Here is a 15750-nt window from a genome sequence, read left to right as displayed (position 1 = left end):
ATGATATGGAACATCAACACAGTCTTACTGTTAATGGTTCTGGTAGTTCAGCGGGCGGAGATTATAATAAAGTAAAGATTCGCGGTGAAGGAACGATTTCTAATGATATGAGCTGTAATGAATTTAAAACGTACGGCACGAGTGAAGTGTGCGGTAATATGAAAGTGAAAAGTTATGTCGTGTATGGAGATAGTGAAGTACAAGGAAATGTAGATGCGGAATCTGTAAAAGTATACGGAAATACACAAATGCATAGTGATGCTCATATTGAAAAAATAAAAGTAAGAGGTATGATAGAAGTTAAGGGGAAATTAACTGGTGATTTCGTAGATGTGAAAGGCGCTTTAAATGTAAAAGGAGATATTGAAGTTGAAGAACTATCACTAACTGGTGGCCTTGAAAGTGATGGATTACTTAATGCTGAAAATATTGAAATTTCACTTCGTTATGAAGGTAGCAAAGTAAGAGAAATTGGTGGTCAGAAGATTACCGTTCGTAAAAAAGTGAGATTTATTCCATTTACCAATCATGCTGGAAGCCTCCAAACATCTATCATTGAAGGAGATGATATCTATTTAGAACATACGATTGCTGAAGTTGTAAGAGGAAACAACGTTACAATTGGTCCTGGATGTGAAATTAGTATTGTAGAATATCATACTAGTTTTAACCAAAAAAGTAATGCAGTCGTAAAAGAACATAAACAAATATAAGTAGTATGAGGGAGAGCAAGGTTATGGTTGAGAAGAATAATAAGCTCGGCTTTGTTGTAGCGGGCTTATTGCTAGGTATTTTAATGGCATCAATGGATAATACCATTGTCGTTACAGCGATGGGAACAATCGTTGGTGATTTAGGAGGCCTTGAAAACTTTGTATGGGTCGTTTCTGCCTATATGGTCGCAGAAATGGCAGGTATGCCGATATTCGGAAAACTATCAGATATGTATGGTAGAAAGAGGTTCTTTATTTTCGGTTTAATCGTCTTTATGATTGGTTCGGCACTTTGTGGTACTGCTGAAAATATTACACAGTTAGGGATTTATCGTGCCATTCAAGGTATTGGCGGCGGGGCATTAGTGCCGATCGCGTTTACTATCGTTTTTGATATTTTCCCTCCTGAAAAGCGTGGGAAAATGGGTGGTTTATTCGGAGCAGTATTTGGTTTATCAAGTATTTTTGGTCCGTTGCTTGGTGCGTATATTACAGATTACATAAGCTGGCACTGGGTATTTTATATTAACTTACCGCTTGGCGTTTTAGCACTTATTTTTATTACATTCTTTTATAAAGAGTCAAGAGTTCATAGAAAGCAAAAAATTGATTGGTTTGGCGCAATTACTTTAGTTGGAGCAGTAGTTTCTTTAATGTTTGCGCTTGAACTTGGCGGACAAAAGTATGATTGGGATTCTAACTTTATTTTAAGTTTATTTGGTGGATTCGCTATTTTAATTATTGCATTCATTTTTATTGAACGTAAAGTAGAAGAACCGATCATTTCATTTGAGATGTTTAAACAACGTTTGTTCGGAATGAGTACAATTATTGCTTTATGTTACGGAGCTGCGTTTATGTCAGCAACTGTATACATTCCATTATTCATTCAAGGTGTATACGGTGGCACTGCAACAAACTCGGGATTATTACTTTTACCAATGATGTTAGGCTCAGTCGTAACAGCGCAGTTAGGTGGGTTTTTAACGACAAAGCTTAGCTACCGAAACATTATGATCATTTCTGCGGTTATTATGCTAATTGGACTATTTTTATTAAGCACATTAACGCCAGAAACAAGTCGTGTATTATTAACAGTGTATATGATTATTATCGGATTTGGAGTCGGCTTCTCATTCTCTGTACTAAGTATGGCAGCTATTCACAACTTCGGTATGGAACAGCGCGGATCTGCGACTTCGACGAGTAATTTCATTCGTTCATTAGGTATGACACTTGGTATTACAATCTTCGGAATGATCCAAAGAACAGGTTTCCAAGATCAATTAGAAGAAGCATTTAAAGGCATGAGCGGGGGAATGAATACAAACACATTAGGGGATTCAAGAGCCATTTTATCAGAATCGGCAAGATCTCAAATCCCTCCGCAAATATTAGATAAGATTATTGATGCTCTTTCTAGTTCAATTGTTCAAACATTCATGTGGGCATTGGTACCAGCTGGATTAGCATTCATATTCATTTTCTTTATGGGAAATGAGCGCATGGTAATTAAGAAAGAACAAACAAATAAAAAAAGTGAAACATCAAAAGCGTAATGAAAAAGCTCCTTTCCAATTGGAAAGGAGCTTTTTCGTATGTATGGTGTTAGATTAGCCTTCAATAATTTCGTATTCTTCGTCTGCAAGTAATAAAATTTGTGTTTTCTTACCTTTGTTTTGAACTTCAATTACATCGTATGCACCTAAGTCTCTTACTTTGCTTTGAGAAGCGTTAACCATAACTTCCATAGAATCGATTAAGATATCTTCTTCAATGTATGATTCAGGCAATGCCATATCTTCAGTTTCTAATACACATGCATATAGATTTTGTAAGTTTTCAGCAGTTGGGTTTTGTTCCTCAACATCAATGATGTTTTTTACTGCTTCCATATTTTCTTCTTTTACTTGGTATACTTTAATTTTAGCCATTGTTTTAATCTCCTTTATAACGTAATCGTAGAGGCTACACTTCATTATAACGTTTTTTTCATGAAAGATGAAATTGTTATATGTATTTATAGTAAAAATTATGTGTTATTACTCATTATTGGTGTAATTCCCGTACTAATATTATGAATAGGTAACGATATTCCTACGTTAAAGTTATATTGTCCAAGCTTTTTTGTTTTCCTTTCATATATATGTATTAGCTATTCTATATAGAGAAGGGATGGAGTGTAAGTGGATTGTGAGCCGAAACGTGATTGTGGATGTTGCCAAAATAGTATATGTGAATTTTTACAAAGTCTAGAACCGTATACTAAAGTTGAAAGTATTGTAATAGTAGGAAACGAAATCGTTGTATCTTATTTTCTTTCATTTAATGCGATGAAAGGGATTGTATCATTCGTACAAGAAGACAGTGAGGTTATTTTTGTAGATTGCTCAAAAATTGATGCAATCCGAATAGGAAAAGTTTGTAGTTGCAAATCGAAAGTTAAATATATTGAAGAGGACTTTAGCTTGCTAGGAAATGTGTGCCCGCAATGTTTAACAGAGGGGAGTACAATCTTTTTTGATTTTCATAATCCAGAATTAAATTTATGTTTACAAGCGAAAACAATTGATGCACCTATATGTACTGAATTTACAGATGAACTTGGGAATGTAGTAAAGCAAGTTGCAATTGTAGGTGAAGCGATTGTTTCTAAGGATTTTGTTCAAGTACCTGAACTGTTAGATTTTCGATTAGTTTTATCGGATACTGCTGCGAACCCTTTGAAGTTTGGAATGCTGTTCATTAATTTTCCTGATATTACATTCGTTATTCTTTTCGCATCTAGTGGATACTTAAACATTTCAAATTGTTTAAAGGTAGAGAGTGGAACTAGTAATATCGAAATAGAAGAGCTGAAAAAAATGATAAAGGATGACGTTAACACGTACAAGTCAGTTGTTAAATTGACTAAAGTATATAAAAATGGTGAAATGGAATCTTTTATTTCTAAGAAGGAGTTATAACGCATTTTTTGATAAATCCTCATACATTATGTTGAGGGTTTATACATACACGATGTATATTCTAAAGTTTAAAAAGTGAGATACTCTTTTTTTATTAGATGTTATAATAATTTTATATTTGTGAATGATTTATAATTATATAAAAATTTAGTTTAATAGGTGTTTTCTTATATGGTAAATGGTTGATTGAAAAATTATATAAGTTTATTCTAAAAGATTTAGAATAAGATTGATTTTATAGAAGGCGGGAATGTAAATGATACATGAAGCGAATATACATACAAGAAAAAAACTAGTTTCTATGTTTGATGATTTCAATAACGTTATTTTACTTTCTTATTTACAAGGGCATATGGGGACTGCTTGGGTAAATGATCTTGAAAATCCAACAGTAGCACAAGTTACGGTAGGAATTTTCACATTTTACGCTGGAGACCCAAATGTGCAAGAAACAGAAGAGTTATTACGTAATATTCCTGAAAGAATTTTAGTTATCGTAAATAGTGAAGAGTGGAAACAACGCTTAGAAACATTCCATGAAAGAAAAATAGATAAGTTTTTACGCTATAAGTTCAAACGAAATTCAGAAGGTTTTAATCGTTCAAAATTACAGTCTTTTATATCAATACTTCCAAAAGGATATGAGTTAAAAAGAATAGATGAGCATATCGCAAATAGCCCTACATTACATAAAATCTCTGAAGATTTTATAAGTCAATTTCAGTCGGTAGAAGATTATATAAACCGTGGTATAGGTTATAGCATTTTATATAACGGAGAAGTTGTATGTGGTGCATCCTCGTATAGTATTTATAATGATGGAATTGAAATTGAAGTTGCGACTGATCACAATCATAGAAGAAAAGGTTTGGCAACTGTAGTTAGTGCAGCTCTTATATTGGATTGCTTAGAAAATGGAAAGTATCCAAACTGGGACGCAGCGAATACTACATCTGCTAACCTAGCAGAAAAGTTAGGATATGTTTTTGATAAAGCGTATGATACTTATTTTGTGGATAATAGATGAGTGAAGGAATTACATACTAAAAAATAAATACGCCCTAGTACGTAAGTCTAGGGCGCATTTATTAGTTGGTAAATATCTTCATAACAATCTTATCACATTTTATCTTTTGAATGTTTGGAATTAAAGATATTTATGTGACTTTTTGAAAAAATAAAAGAGCAGCTAGCAAAAGCTAACTGCTCCTCTCCAAGGGAGAATGGAGAAATACAATCATGTTACCTATAGTATTGACGGAACATTGAGTTTTAATCAGCCATTTATAAAAGGAGAGATAAAATATCTTTGATTAATCCTTAGGCTCCGATTAGGAGTACTGATAGAAAAACGATTGAGAATATACTTTTTATTATATTTACAATTTAAATAGTAGAACGTGTTTATCGTAGTTCTCCAAACACCAATTATATTTTTTTAGAATAATTGGATGGACTGCTTCTTTCGTAGTATCGACTTCAGTATAGCCATATTTCTTATAAAAGTTTTCTAATTCCTCAAAAGGAAGACAATATACATCTTGTATTTGTGATTTTTTTACAGTTTCTACTAAAAATGAAACAAGCTCACCAGCTAATTGTAGCCCTCTAAATTTAGGGAGAATAAAAATCCCGCCCATTTCTATAGTATCTGCATCTATTTGGACTAATCGTCCAACACCTGCATACTCGTTGTTATATGTAATAATTGCAACTTTATCTCTCTTTAAATCACTTCGTACAAATCCTATTGATTCATATTGACTATTAATCCATTTTAAATCGTTAGATGTAGCTAGTTGAATACTCATATACATCCTCCTTCCGAATACTAGCGCTCTCTTCATTATATAGAACATAAGATACTATATCAAAGGAACCTTGAGATAGCACATTTGTTTAAGTTATTAATTAAAAGTGTGGGGTTGCTGGCATTGAAATGTAGGCTTCACCAAATATAGGATAATAATGTTGTGAATTTAGTGTTACATAGTCAAAATAAAAATTAGTTCATACGTTCGGTAACGCAATATTGTTTAAGTGTATAGGGATCATAGCGTTATTTTAATTAGTAGTTACTGTATTAATTGAATCTCTTAAGGAAATGTGATAATCGCCAGCCTAGTTGATGCAAATTGTATTAGAGTTTAGTAAAAAAATCCTCCTGAAAAAGGGGGGATTAAATATAAGAGCACTTCGAAAAGTGCCCTTCAGTAACGACTACTCATTCTAAAAATATCATATGAAGTTAAGTGTATTTAAGTATGGGTCTTTTATATAAATGTGAAATAAAAGATGGTTGTCTTCTTGTTAGAAGGCTATTTTTTGTTATTACAAAAAAAAATTAGAAGTAAAATATAAATTCAAGTTACTTGTCCAAACAAATTATTAAAAAATACATAAAATGCTAGTAGTTAGCCAATATTTTAATATTGCTAATTTTTTAGTTTAAAAGGGGTGATTTTATGTGTGATTGTGAAGTTTGTAGACGAAAGAAAAACCGGGATCCATTAAATCGGGATTCTGAACGAAAAAAAGTGGATTCTGAGCCAATAAAAAAGGATTGTGAACCAAAAAAACAGGTTTCTGAGCCAATAAATCAGGATTCCGAATCAGTAAATTCTTATTCATATAGTAAAAATGCAAATTTTTTAGAAGAAGCTATACAAACAGATGAAATCGATCAAGTTTCTGAGGAATATATTGAAATAGTAGATTCAGCAGATGTACAAGTTACTACTACAGATACAAAAGCTGCGCTATCTATCCAAGCGGCATTACAAGCAGCTATCGTAGTTGTAGTAAGTATTTCTATAGCAGATAGTGAAAAGGCAGATAAAATAACACAAGAATTATTTCAAAAATCATCTATTAAACAAATTAATAGACAAAAAACATTTATTAAAAATTCCAGAAACGTAACCGTAACAACTACTGATACAGATATTGCAGTGAATATTCAAATTCTCCTTCAAATTTTATTAGCGTTACTAGTTAAACTAAACATTTTATAAAGTGTCTATCCCATTTATATTTAGCCACAAGGGTTCACTCTAAGTAAATATTTTTTGTTGTAATATGTGGTACAAGCTTGGACTTCTCATTATGACCGAATTAATATTCAAGATTGATGGGAAATTAAGTGTGGAAAACTACACAATAACAAAGGTGAACTTATTATTTAACAGTGAATAAAACTTATATATGTGAAGTAAAGGAGGGCTGTCTTCGTATTAGAAGACAGCTTTTTGATTTTATTAGTAAAAAAAAGTAAAAATAAAAGATTAAGTTACTTGTCCAAGCAATTTTTATTTAAATACATATAATGCTGGTAGTTATTTGAAATTTTTATAGAAAACTGATAGGAGTGAACATTGTAAATGGATGATTTAAATAAATTTTCTTCCTTTAAGTTTGATAAGGATCAAAAGAATATAATTATAGACCTTTTACTCTCAGATATTTTTAATAGGCATGGGATAAATGAAGAAAAACTAAAAAATTTATCACCAGAAAAAAAGCAGCAAATTAAAAGTATTGTTTCTGAAATACAATCACAAGTTAATAATTATTTAGATTGAAAGGGGGTGAACGCATGGACAAAACATGTCATTCAGATGAAAATAAAAAGTGGAGTGCATTAGATTCCTCAAATCCTCATCCATCTTTTAAAAATGCTAGCGTTTCAGAAGCAGCTGCGCAAGAAAGTAAAACGTATCAAATTTCTGAAGAATCTATTACAATTGTAGATTCAGCAGATGTAGAAGTTACTACTACAGATACAAAAGCTGCTTTATCTATTCAAGCAGCATTACAAGCAGCTATCGTGGTTATAATAAGTATTTCTATAGCAGATAGTGAAAAAGCTGACCGTGTAGCACAAGAATTGTTTCAAAAATCATCTATTAAACAAATTAATAAACAAGAAACTGTTATTAGAAATTCTAGAAATGTTACAGTTACGACTACGGATACAGACATAGCAGTAAATGTTCAAATTCTTCTCCAAATTTTATTAGCTTTACTAGTAAAATTAAATATTTTATAAAATGTTTAACCTGTTTTTTTATATAGTGATTCTTACAGGTGAATATAGTACAGGCTATAAATATTAATCATTAACATCGCCAAAATAATAATGAGAACAATGTGATGGGAAATAAAGTTTGGTTGTTTTATGGAAATTTAAAAGCCATTTCCTTTATTGGATGTGGCTTTTAAATTTTAAACAGTATAAATTTTAAACAGTATAAATTTGAAAAGATTATATTAAGATAAAGAATTAAAATATGATGATACAAAATACTTATAAAATTATTCGTGTTATTGAAAAATGATAAGAAAAAGGTGTTTAAAATAGAACCATTTTCATTAATAGTTCAAGTTTTGAAGAATAGTGCATACAATATAAAGTGTTTTCCTTTCTTCATTTAAGTTTTACGTATATAATTTAAAAGTACTATTTTTATTTTATTATTTTATATTTATAACAGAATAGAGGTTTAAAAATGGGTGTTAAAATCATTACGGATAGTGCGGCGGATTTACCAGTAGAATTGCTGCAAGCATATGATATTGATTTAATTCCACTCCGTGTATATGATGAAGTAGAAACAGAGTATTTAGATGGAGTAACATTAGAGTCAGTTACATTACTGCAAAAAATGAGAGAAGGCGCTGTTTATAAAACGTCATTGCCTTCACTTGAAACTTTCCAAGAAAAATTTGTTTCTTATGCAAAAGAAGGTAATCCTTGTATATATTTAGCTTTTTCATCTGAACTGTCTGGTACATATCAATCATCAGTTGTCATTAAAGAGGAAGTAAAAGAAACATATGCAGATTTAGATTTAGAAATTATTGATACGAAATGTGCTTCGCTTGGTCAAGGGCTTGTCGTATTAGAAGCTGCTAAAATGGCAAAAAACGGCGCATCAAAAGAAGACATATTAAACCGTGTCGCTTTTCTAATGAACCATATGGAACATATCTTCACTGTAGCTGACTTACAGTACCTTGTTAGAGGCGGGCGCTTAAGTAAAGTAGCAGGATTTATCGGTGGTTTATTAAACATTAAGCCGATTTTGAACGTGGAAGAAGGAAAACTTGTCCCACTTGAAAAGGTACGAGGGAAAAAGAAAGTATTAAGCCGTATTGTTGATATTATGGAAGAGCGTGGTAAAGACCTTAAAGGTCAAACAATCGGTATGACTCACGGTGACGATTTAGAAACAGCTGAAGCATTAAAAGCATTAATTACGGAAAGATTTGGCTGTGAAGTATTTATCGTAAATACAATTGGTGCAGCAATCGGTGCACATACAGGTCCTGGCGTTATAACGTTATTTTTCTTAAATGAAGTAGAGTAAAGGATTGATCTTTTGATCAATCCTTTTTTATTTTTTAATCTGTGATAATCGGTCGATATGGTATGGATGAAGATGAAACCTTTGAAGTTAGCCTATATCAAATGCAATCCTGTAGAGGGATTAAAGAAATTATGAATTTTGGAATAAAGCTTTTATTCAAATTTCTAAAGACATTGATGAATATTTGCAGCTTATATAAGGGGAGAGTATAGTGGATCAACAGTTTATAAAAGGTATACCTTTTTCAACTTTAGAATATGCAAAAGCTATAAGTTTATTAAAAGGTTGGGTACATGAACAACAAGAGAAACCAAGGTTTGTAGTAACTGCAAATCCTGAAATTGTTATGTCTGCAAAGGAAAATACGGAAAAATCAAAGCAGTTTAAAAAGATGTTACTATCTGCGGATTTAATAACAGCGGACGGGATTGGTGTCATAATTGGCTCGAAAATATTAAAAGGAACTTTGAAAGAACGTGTTACTGGAGCGGATTTAACTCACGATTTAATAAAATATTGTAACGACAATGAATATCGTGTCTTTCTTTTTGGAGCCGCTCCAGAAAGTAATAAAAAGGCATTAGAAAAATTAAATGAGCAGTTCCCAGGAGCGCAGTTTAAAGGACAGCATGGATTTGTAAATGGTGAAGAAATAGAAGAAATAAAAATGAAAATTAAGCAATTCAAGCCGCATTTACTACTCGTAGGACTAGGTTCACCAAAACAAGAAGAGTTCATCTATGAAAACATACAAACATTAAACGTTCCGCTATCTATTGGTATCGGAGGCATGATTGATATAATATCTGGTACTGTAAAAAGAGCACCGAAAATGATGAGGGATACTGGAACTGAATGGCTGTATAGGTTACTCTCACAGCCGAAAAGGTTAAAGAGACAACTTGTACTTCCGAAATTTTTATTGTCGGTTATGTCTGAGAGGATTAAAGGGATTAATTAATAAAGGAGACTACATACATGAACAGAATCGGCATTATTGGAGCAATGCAAATTGAAATAGATTTACTTTTAGAAAAACTAGTTATACAAGAGGAACAGACAATAGCGGGAATGCCTTTTTATATTGGAGAATTCATGGGAATAGAAGTAATTATTACACGTTCTGGTGTAGGGAAAGTAAATGCAGCTGCATGTGCGCAAACATTAATTCATAAATTTGATGTAGACTCTATCATTAATACGGGCGTTGCTGGCGGATTACATTCAGATGTAAAAGTCGGCGATATAGTTATTTCAACGAATGTTACTCATCATGATGTAAGTAAAACTCAAATGAAAAACTTATTTCCGTTTCAAGAGCAATTTATTGCAAGTAAGGAATTGGTAGAGTTAGCACGTAAAGCTTGTATTAGTAGTAGTTTACAGATTGCAGTTCATGAAGGAAGAATTATCAGCGGTGAATGTTTTGTTGAAGATTCAAAGTTAAAGGCGAAATTAATAGACGAATACGCACCTCATTGTACAGAAATGGAAGGGGTAGCAATTGGACATGTTGCCTATATAAATGATATATCGTTTCTCATTATAAGATGTATTTCTGACAGTGCAGATGATGAAGCTCAAATTTCTTATGATGACTTCGCGAAAACTGCTGCGAATTATTGCTCAGAAATTATTATTGAGATGCTTAAAAATATAAAGAGTAAAACTGTACTATAGTTCAAAAGGAGAGAATGAGATGTTACAAGCGTTAATTTTTGATATGGACGGAACGTTATTTCAAACAGATAAAATTTTAGAATTATCGTTAGATGATACTTTCAATCACTTAAGATCACTACAACTATGGGATACAGTAACACCAATTAATAAATATAGAGAAATTATGGGTGTGCCGTTACCGCAAGTTTGGGAAGCTTTATTACCGGACCATTCTATTGAAGTAAGAGAACAAACAGATGCATATTTTTTAGATAGACTAATTGAAAACATAAAAAGCGGAAAAGGCGCTTTATATTCAAATGTAAAAGAAATATTTACATATATAAAAGAAAATAATTGTTCAATTTACATTGCTAGTAATGGTTTAACTGAATATTTACGAGCAATCGTAACTTATTATGCTTTAGACAAGTGGGTGACTGAAACGTTTAGTATTGAACAAATACAATCGCTAAATAAAGGTGACTTAGTTAAAAGTATTATGAACAAATATGATATAAAAGAGGCAGCGGTAGTTGGTGACCGGCTATCTGATATAAATGCAGCGAAAGACAACGGTTTACTTGCAACTGGGTGCAATTTTGATTTTGCGCAAGAAGATGAACTTGCTCAGGCTGATATAGTAATAGATGATTTAATGGAGTTGAAGGGGATATTATCTGAAGTGAAGAATACGCACGCTATGAATTACATAAAGTAACAACCATAAAAATGCTCAGAATAAATGATTCTCGAGCATTTTTATGTGTTTTCATACTTAGGGGGAATGGACTTGAAAGATATACATATTCAAAAAATAGAAAATTTAATGGAGTATGAATTCAGTCATCTCGTTCAAGATAGTGAAGAAGAAGGTTTTAATTTCCTTATAAGACTAATAAATGAATATAAAAACAAAATAAATGTATTCAATAAAACTGGAGAATGTTTATATGGTGTTTTCCAAGGTGATATGTTAATTGGAGTTGGAGGTTTAAATGAGGATCCGTACACAAAAGACAATAAGATTGGGCGGTTAAGGAGATTTTATATTTCAAGGGATTATCGGCGTATAGGGTTAGGGAACTTATTATTAAACCAACTATTATGTCATGCGGAAAAGTATTTTGAAGTGATTGTTTTACATGCTGACACGAAGCAAGGGGATGTGTTTTATACTGCAAATGGATTTGTAAAAGGGGGATTATATACGGGATCGAGTCACTACAAACTATTATAGAGATTGCTATCCAAAGAATAGCTACGGACAGGGTTTTTGTTGGTAAATCGATATATCTTAAAAATCGCTGATATATATGAAGTTGCGACCCTTATATTAAAAAACAACTTTTATAATTTCATTTACTAAATTGTTATTATAAAAAAGAGCACCTTAGCTTTTAAAATTTAGCTTATAAGGTGACTCCTTTTCAGTCAATTACGTTTTAACGTTCATTTGTTTCAATAATAATCCTGGTTTACCTTTTACATAATAAAAATGCGGATTATTTTCATCATCATAAAGCATAATATAAGGCTTTTCATTTAGTGGGAGCAGTATAAGTACTTCGTCTATTGTAGTGTGTAACCATTGATTAGTAATAGAAACCGGCTTAGATAATGGGATTTTTATCATATAGCCATCTTTTGGAACGACATTTAAGTTTTTAAATGGACCGGTTATTGCTTTAGCGTATTGAACTGCTTCTTTTTGGATTACTGGATCTAAAGATTGTTTTTGAATGACCATTTCTTTTTGACAATCAAATACTTCCATTTGTTGATTGGTTTTTGCGAACGCATTTGTTGATAATAGAAATAAAAGAAGAGAAATGACCCCGATTTTTTTTATCATAATACAACACCTCACCATTACTATCCCCTCAAAAGCTTTAAATATTTTTCTGTCACATTCATGTAACAAAGATGTTGTATGATACAATTGGTTTTTGTTTAAAAGCAGTGGAGGAAAAAATATGAAAGTTTTAATTGCAGATGACGAACAAGATATGTTAAGAATTTTAAAAGCTTATTTTGAAAAAGAAGGCTTCGAAGTTTTATTAGCGAAAGACGGAGAGGAAGCACTTCAAATGTTTTATGATGAAAAAATTGATTTAGCAATTTTGGATTGGATGATGCCGAAACATAGTGGTATTACTGTCTGTCAGGAAATAAAAAAGAATTCAAGCGTAAAAGTGTTAATGCTTACGGCGAAAAGTGAAAGCGAAGATGAATTAGCAGCGCTTCAAAGTGGGGCAGATGAGTACGTAAAAAAACCATTTCATCCAGGAGTACTAATTACACGAGCGAAAAAGCTTATTCAGCATGATGATATTATTCAAGTACAAGATGTAAAGATAAATTTCGCCAAAAATAAAGTATATAAAAATGATATAGAGTTAGAAATTACAAAAACAGAGCTCGAATTAATAAAATGCTTTTTAAATCATAAAGGAACGATTTTAACTCGTAAAAAATTGCTAGATATTGTATGGGGATTTGACTATTTTGGAGAAGAGAGAACTGTTGATACACATGTAAGAAGGCTGCGTAAAAAAATTGGAGAAAATATTATTAAGACGCATCGCGGGCTGGGCTATAGTTTGGAGGAACAAAGTGAATAAACTTGGAAAAAAGTTATTTTTCAGTATTTCTGCAACTGTTATTCTCATCTTTATGATTTCGTTATTATGCATTAACAATCTCTTACCGAACTATAATATTTATAAAACACGTGAAAACTTAAATAAATTTACAACACAAATACAAAATACAACAGTGGAAAATATAGAGGATGTTATTCATACAATTGAAAGTGAAAACAACGTTACAATTGCGTATACGCCAATTAATCAGTCAGAAGATGCTATGAACGAAGCATTACGCATGCAACTTACGAAAAAGAAAGTGACGTTAAATAAGCTTTGGATTACGAAAGACGAAGTCATGAAAGTGAAGACGGAAGGGCAATCGAATAAACTGTACGATCAAGGAAAGGTAAAAGCGAGTTTTTTTGCTAAATATATTGCGAAAGATGATACGATAATTTTAATTGGGACTTCTATTGCGAATTCAAATGAAATTATAAGTACGTTAAATACATTTTACTTATACATCGTATGTTTCTCGCTGCTTCTTATTATTTTACTTGTGTGGATACTTTCAAAAATAATAACGACGCCACTGAAAGAGCTGAGTGATGTAGCTCAGGATATTTCACATTTGCAGTTTAAAAGAACGAAAGTGAAAACGAATGATGAAATAGGAGAGTTGGCCAATAGTATTAATATCATGAGCGAAAAACTACATGAAGCACATCAAGATTTAACTGATCGTAATGAACATTTAAAACGATTTATGGGTGATGTGACGCATGAATTAAAGACACCGATCGCATTAGTAAAAGCATACTCTATGGGGATTAAAGATGGACTAGATGATGGGACTTACGTAGATACAATTATTAAACAAACAGATCAAATATCAAACTTAATTGAAGAACTATTACGATTTTCTAAACTAGAAAGAGATATTTTACAAAAAGAAGAATTCCCTATTGAACCACTGGTCCAGAGTATATTAGATAAGCATCAGATTGAACTGGATTCGAAAGAAATTAACTTGCAAGTAAACTGTAATACGAGCGATACAATCGTTTATGCAGATTTAAATAAAATGAGAATGGTGTTTCAAAATTTAATTTCTAATGCAATAAAATATTCAGCAAATCAAAACATAATAATTACTTTAGAAGATAGAAATAAAAGTATATATTTTCAAATAAAAAATGGCATTCATACGGAAAAAATTAAAGATATCGATAAAATTTGGGAGCCTTTTTACGTACTAGAATTTTCTCGTAGTAAAGAAAAATCAGGTACAGGATTAGGACTAGCGATAGTGAAAAGTATTTTAGAAAGACATGGTTTTGAATATGGAGTTTCCTCTATAGATGGAGAAATTCAATTTTATATAAATGTGAAAAAGGATTAATGAAAATATTAGTCCTTTTTGCAGCTTTAGAGGTTAGCGATACAGGATGAATCACCATAATTTTCAAAATTGATGTATTAAATGGAGAATTAGCAAATGTTCTACTTTCATTAAATTCACGTGAAGTTCACAGGGAAACGTTACATTTACATAGTTACATTTGAATTTAATGAAGTGAGGTATTCGGATTTGAAAAGAAAGAAATTAGTAATAGGTAGCATTTTAATGGGGATGACGTTATCTTTATCCGCATGTGGTTCATCAGATAATATTGTAACTACAAAATCAGGAAGCATTTCAGAAAGTGATTTTAACAAAAAATTAAAAGAAAACTACGGTAAACAGAATTTATCTGAAATGGTAGTAGAGAAAGTATTAGATGATAAATATAAAGTTACGGATGAAGAGGTAACGAAACAACTAAAAGAATTAAAAGACAAGATGGGCGATAATTTTAATACATATATGGAATCTAATGGTGTGAAAAATGAAGATCAGTTGAAAGAGAAATTAAAGCTTACTTTCGCTTTTGAAAAAGCTATTAAAGCAACCGTAACGGAAAAAGATTTTAAAGATCACTATAAGCCAAAGCTTCAAGTTAGCCATATTTTAGTGAAAGATGAAAAGACAGCAAAAGAAATTAAAGAAAAATTAAATAGTGGCGAAGATTTCGCGGCATTGGCTAAACAATATTCAGAGGATCCAGGTTCTAAAGAGAAAGGTGGAGAACTATCTGAATTTGGACCAGGTATGATGGTGAAAGAATTTGAGGATGCTGCATATAAGTTAGAAGTTGGTCAATTGAGTGAACCTGTTAAATCTTCCTTCGGATATCATATTATTAAGTTAACGGATAAAAAAGAGCTTAAACCGTATGAGGAAGAGAAAGAGAATATTCGTAAAGAATTAGAACAGCAACGTATACAAGATCCTCAATTCCATCAACAAGTTACTAGAGATCTGCTTAAAAATGCAGATATAAAGGTATCTGATAAAGACTTGAAAGATACCTTTAAAGAGTTAGAAAAATAATAAATGGAATGTAAG

Annotated in this window: 18 protein-coding genes; 15 read left to right on the top strand and 3 right to left on the bottom strand. The window is 31.7% G+C overall.

Features of this window, described 5'->3' with window-relative positions:
• Positions 1-5: 5 nt before the first annotated feature.
• Together AC0ONG_RS12920 and AC0ONG_RS12915 are read left to right on the top strand one after the other, a co-directional pair.
• Positions 6-713 (top strand): hypothetical protein, encoded by a 708-nt coding sequence (locus tag AC0ONG_RS12920; RefSeq protein WP_000401029.1) that lies wholly within the window; start codon positions 6-8, stop codon positions 711-713.
• Positions 714-736: 23 nt separating this feature from the next.
• Positions 737-2272 (top strand): MDR family MFS transporter, encoded by a 1536-nt coding sequence (locus AC0ONG_RS12915; protein WP_000229633.1) that lies wholly within the window; start codon positions 737-739, stop codon positions 2270-2272.
• 54 nt (positions 2273-2326) lie between these two features.
• Here AC0ONG_RS12915 and AC0ONG_RS12910 read toward each other — a convergent pair whose 3' ends face one another.
• Positions 2327-2647, bottom strand: a complete 321-nt coding sequence (locus AC0ONG_RS12910; RefSeq protein ID WP_001062742.1) for a hypothetical protein — start codon at positions 2645-2647, stop codon at positions 2327-2329.
• A gap of 252 nt (positions 2648-2899) precedes the next feature.
• On the opposite strand from AC0ONG_RS12910, the gene AC0ONG_RS12905 reads away from it, so the two are divergent.
• Positions 2900-3679, top strand: a complete 780-nt coding sequence (locus tag AC0ONG_RS12905) for a BC_2878 family exosporium-associated protein (RefSeq protein WP_000340383.1) — start codon at positions 2900-2902, stop codon at positions 3677-3679.
• Positions 3680-3935: 256 nt separating this feature from the next.
• Positions 3936-4706: a GNAT family N-acetyltransferase gene (locus AC0ONG_RS12900; protein ID WP_000581062.1), complete on the top strand. Its 771-nt coding sequence runs from the start codon at positions 3936-3938 to the stop codon at positions 4704-4706.
• A gap of 352 nt (positions 4707-5058) precedes the next feature.
• Here AC0ONG_RS12900 and AC0ONG_RS12895 read toward each other — a convergent pair whose 3' ends face one another.
• A complete protein-coding gene (locus AC0ONG_RS12895; protein ID WP_000027167.1) occupies positions 5059-5490 on the bottom strand; it encodes a GNAT family N-acetyltransferase in 432 nt (143 codons plus the stop codon).
• Between the two features lie 654 nt (positions 5491-6144).
• Between AC0ONG_RS12895 and AC0ONG_RS12890 the strand changes: the two genes are divergently transcribed.
• The 8 genes from AC0ONG_RS12890 (at position 6145) to AC0ONG_RS12855 (ending at position 11950) form a co-directional block, all read left to right on the top strand.
• The gene (locus AC0ONG_RS12890) at positions 6145-6693 is read left to right on the top strand and encodes a spore coat protein (protein WP_000332789.1); all 549 of its coding nucleotides are present in this window, start codon (positions 6145-6147) and stop codon (positions 6691-6693) included.
• A gap of 366 nt (positions 6694-7059) precedes the next feature.
• Positions 7060-7260: a spore coat protein W gene (locus AC0ONG_RS12885; protein ID WP_000342253.1), complete on the top strand. Its 201-nt coding sequence runs from the start codon at positions 7060-7062 to the stop codon at positions 7258-7260.
• 14 nt (positions 7261-7274) lie between these two features.
• Complete coding sequence (locus tag AC0ONG_RS12880) at positions 7275-7727, top strand: spore coat protein (protein ID WP_000361676.1); 453 nt, start codon at positions 7275-7277, stop codon at positions 7725-7727.
• Between the two features lie 460 nt (positions 7728-8187).
• Positions 8188-9048: a DegV family protein gene (locus AC0ONG_RS12875; protein ID WP_000538299.1), complete on the top strand. Its 861-nt coding sequence runs from the start codon at positions 8188-8190 to the stop codon at positions 9046-9048.
• A 211-nt stretch (positions 9049-9259) separates the two neighbouring features.
• Positions 9260-10009 (top strand): WecB/TagA/CpsF family glycosyltransferase, encoded by a 750-nt coding sequence (locus AC0ONG_RS12870; RefSeq protein ID WP_016077553.1) that lies wholly within the window; start codon positions 9260-9262, stop codon positions 10007-10009.
• Positions 10010-10026: 17 nt separating this feature from the next.
• On the top strand, positions 10027-10728 hold the full coding sequence (locus tag AC0ONG_RS12865; RefSeq protein ID WP_074789871.1) for a 5'-methylthioadenosine/adenosylhomocysteine nucleosidase: 702 nt from the start codon (positions 10027-10029) through the stop codon (positions 10726-10728).
• A 19-nt stretch (positions 10729-10747) separates the two neighbouring features.
• On the top strand, positions 10748-11431 hold the full coding sequence (locus AC0ONG_RS12860; RefSeq protein ID WP_136996955.1) for an HAD hydrolase-like protein: 684 nt from the start codon (positions 10748-10750) through the stop codon (positions 11429-11431).
• 24 nt (positions 11432-11455) lie between these two features.
• Positions 11456-11950, top strand: coding sequence for a GNAT family N-acetyltransferase (locus AC0ONG_RS12855; protein ID WP_133964027.1), 495 nt, complete (start codon positions 11456-11458; stop codon positions 11948-11950).
• A gap of 198 nt (positions 11951-12148) precedes the next feature.
• Here the strand turns inward: AC0ONG_RS12855 and AC0ONG_RS12850 are convergent, their stop codons facing one another.
• Complete coding sequence (locus AC0ONG_RS12850) at positions 12149-12565, bottom strand: hypothetical protein (protein WP_000591760.1); 417 nt, start codon at positions 12563-12565, stop codon at positions 12149-12151.
• 121 nt (positions 12566-12686) lie between these two features.
• Between AC0ONG_RS12850 and AC0ONG_RS12845 the strand changes: the two genes are divergently transcribed.
• The 3 genes from AC0ONG_RS12845 (at position 12687) to AC0ONG_RS12835 (ending at position 15735) form a co-directional block, all read left to right on the top strand.
• Positions 12687-13334 (top strand): response regulator transcription factor, encoded by a 648-nt coding sequence (locus AC0ONG_RS12845; RefSeq protein WP_000865984.1) that lies wholly within the window; start codon positions 12687-12689, stop codon positions 13332-13334.
• The gene (locus tag AC0ONG_RS12840) at positions 13327-14703 is read left to right on the top strand and encodes a sensor histidine kinase (RefSeq protein ID WP_001037225.1); all 1377 of its coding nucleotides are present in this window, start codon (positions 13327-13329) and stop codon (positions 14701-14703) included. Before AC0ONG_RS12845 ends, AC0ONG_RS12840 begins: the two co-directional genes overlap by 8 nt.
• Before the next feature lie 189 nt (positions 14704-14892).
• Entirely contained in the window at positions 14893-15735 is an 843-nt protein-coding gene (locus AC0ONG_RS12835) for a peptidylprolyl isomerase PrsA (protein WP_002082628.1), read from the top strand.
• Positions 15736-15750: the final 15 nt, after the last annotated feature.

This window comes from Bacillus sp. TCT6 (assembly GCF_056033845.1).
Note: the sequence above shows the minus strand (reverse complement) of the source record. Positions and strands in the feature narration are given on the sequence as shown.

Bases quoted from the DNA above. Each gene is read 5' to 3' on its own strand.
- AC0ONG_RS12860 (WP_136996955.1), top strand. From the start codon at position 10,748: ATGTTACAAGCGTTAATTTTTGATATGGACGGAACGTTATTTCAAACA.
- AC0ONG_RS12875 (WP_000538299.1), top strand. From the start codon at position 8,188: ATGGGTGTTAAAATCATTACGGATAGTGCGGCGGATTTACCAGTAGAA.
- AC0ONG_RS12915 (WP_000229633.1), top strand. From the start codon at position 737: ATGGTTGAGAAGAATAATAAGCTCGGCTTTGTTGTAGCGGGCTTATTG.
- AC0ONG_RS12885 (WP_000342253.1), top strand. From the start codon at position 7,060: ATGGATGATTTAAATAAATTTTCTTCCTTTAAGTTTGATAAGGATCAA.
- AC0ONG_RS12890 (WP_000332789.1), top strand. From the start codon at position 6,145: ATGTGTGATTGTGAAGTTTGTAGACGAAAGAAAAACCGGGATCCATTA.
- AC0ONG_RS12895 (WP_000027167.1), bottom strand. From the start codon at position 5,490: ATGAGTATTCAACTAGCTACATCTAACGATTTAAAATGGATTAATAGT.
- AC0ONG_RS12910 (WP_001062742.1), bottom strand. From the start codon at position 2,647: ATGGCTAAAATTAAAGTATACCAAGTAAAAGAAGAAAATATGGAAGCA.
- AC0ONG_RS12865 (WP_074789871.1), top strand. From the start codon at position 10,027: ATGAACAGAATCGGCATTATTGGAGCAATGCAAATTGAAATAGATTTA.
- AC0ONG_RS12920 (WP_000401029.1), top strand. From the start codon at position 6: ATGGAACATCAACACAGTCTTACTGTTAATGGTTCTGGTAGTTCAGCG.
- AC0ONG_RS12845 (WP_000865984.1), top strand. From the start codon at position 12,687: ATGAAAGTTTTAATTGCAGATGACGAACAAGATATGTTAAGAATTTTA.
- AC0ONG_RS12855 (WP_133964027.1), top strand. From the start codon at position 11,456: ATGATTCTCGAGCATTTTTATGTGTTTTCATACTTAGGGGGAATGGAC.
- AC0ONG_RS12900 (WP_000581062.1), top strand. From the start codon at position 3,936: ATGATACATGAAGCGAATATACATACAAGAAAAAAACTAGTTTCTATG.
- AC0ONG_RS12850 (WP_000591760.1), bottom strand. From the start codon at position 12,565: ATGATAAAAAAAATCGGGGTCATTTCTCTTCTTTTATTTCTATTATCA.
- AC0ONG_RS12880 (WP_000361676.1), top strand. From the start codon at position 7,275: ATGGACAAAACATGTCATTCAGATGAAAATAAAAAGTGGAGTGCATTA.